This window comes from Kitasatospora sp. NPDC088134 (assembly GCF_044741705.1).
In the GTDB taxonomy this organism is placed as follows: domain Bacteria; phylum Actinomycetota; class Actinomycetes; order Streptomycetales; family Streptomycetaceae; genus Kitasatospora.
In genome coordinates, this window is sequence record NZ_JBIUTD010000060.1 from 1 (window position 1) to 1,764 (window position 1,764).

Here is a 1,764-nt window from a genome sequence, read left to right on the forward strand (position 1 = left end):
GGCCCTGTCTTCATGCACGGCGGGCGACAAGATCGCCCGACCGAGTTTCCTCAGTCGAACCCGTGTCCACCGTGATCGATACAACAACGGCTTCTAAGTAGACTGCCTCACTCCCTAACACTGCTAGTAGACAGCCGCTCACACTTAGAGTGGTATCCGAACACGGAATCACACTCTTCTCACACTTGTTGACGGATGATGATTTTCCGTGGTAGGGGACCTATGGTCAGCGAGATGGTGGGAGTTGGCGCTGTTCGCCCTGGCCTGCTGATGACAGACTCTTTTGGATCTTCTCTCTCTCCATCCGGCGGCGGGCGCGTTCGCGCTGCCACTCCTGCCACAGTTCCTTGCGGTGGGCGGAGTTTTGCGGCCAGACAGCCCGCAGCAGTACAGCGAGCGCACCGATGAAGGACGTGGGGACAGCAACGAACAGCACGGCCCACCACGGGGCCGAGGACAACAGGTTGAGCACAACACAAGCCTTCCGACCGGAAGCGGTCGGCGGGTCACCTACGCAGTTACTACGGCACTCCCCCGCGCACTGCTACGACGCCCGCCCCGGTAAGTACCCACGGGGAAGACAGAGCTCGGACCACGTGGTGTGATCTTCGGACTGGCGTCAAGCGGTGAGGGCTTGGGGACAGTTGCACAGTCTGTGCTGGATTGGCCGAGCGAGTGGGACAGCATCATCATCAACACCTCTACCAGGAAACCAACCAGGTAGAGAATCATCTTTGCCATAGCAAGCATGAAGGCCCGGACCGCCTCGCGGCGTGCAACTGAGGTGCTAGCTTCCCGTAGAGCCTCGGCTGCTTTTCGCATTGCAGTCTGGGTATTGGCACCGAGGTCCCGACACGCCTCTTGCAGGAATGACCGCGCGGTCTCATAGGAATTGCACATCACGAGAACCCGAAGTCGGGGTGTGAGACGAGGGTCAAGCGGGTCAGTTGCCTCGTCGGCCACGGCAGACAGGCACCGCCGTCCTTCCTCGTACAGGCGGCGAAGTTCCGAGTCGGTTGGGCTCAACTGAGCCACCATTGTCACCTCCTTGACGAGTGTGGCATTGAGTCTACCGATCCACCTGGGATTAGAGCCTGCAAGTGTGGTGTCTCCGCAGCTCCACTTCCCTTACTCGGTCCCCAGGCATCCCGAGCTGACCTGCGCGGTGGCCGCTGTGCTGAACATCAACGCGCATCCGACGGACCTACCTCTACGCCCACCCGTGGTGCCTGCTGTGCGCCAAGCCAACGACCGTCGCCGACCACTTCCCGGAGTCGCGCCGCTCGCTGGTCGCCTGCGATGTCGCCGACCCGGACGCGTGGTCGCGGCTCCGCCCGCTGTGTACGCACTGTCTCAGCCGCGAGACGGCCGTTCACCAGCCCGGAGGCTGGGCGAGCGAGCGCGTCAAGCCCGTTCGAGACCCTGAACTGCGGTGATACCCAGGGGGGCGCCTCCCCTTCCCGGGGAGGTAGCGCGACAGGGAAGGAAAACTCTTACGTGGCCCATTGAGCTTTTTCGGTGGGTATGTGACGCAGGGTCACCCTAGTTCAGGGTCTCAGAAACGATGGTTTATGAGACAGTCGGCGGACGGGCCCCGGAGGAGGTCAAGGGTGTTCATAACTCGTCTCAAAACCCCTTGAAGGCCCTTGTGGTTATGAGACGAGTTATGAGCTTGACGTTTAACCTCGAACGTCACCCGACCTGCTGATTTGTAGTTCTTCCGGGGACGGCGGACGCGGCCGTTCTCCATGCTTCGAGATGTCG

General features: G+C 61.2%; 1 protein-coding gene. It reads right to left on the minus strand.

Annotated features, from left to right (window positions below; translation table 11 throughout):
• Positions 1 to 226 precede the first annotated feature (226 nt).
• Positions 227 to 472 carry a hypothetical protein gene (locus tag ACIOHG_RS37750; RefSeq protein WP_400958185.1) on the minus strand — a complete coding sequence of 82 codons (246 nt, stop codon included), beginning with the start codon at positions 470 to 472 and terminating at the stop codon, positions 227 to 229.
• Positions 473 to 1,764: the final 1,292 nt, after the last annotated feature.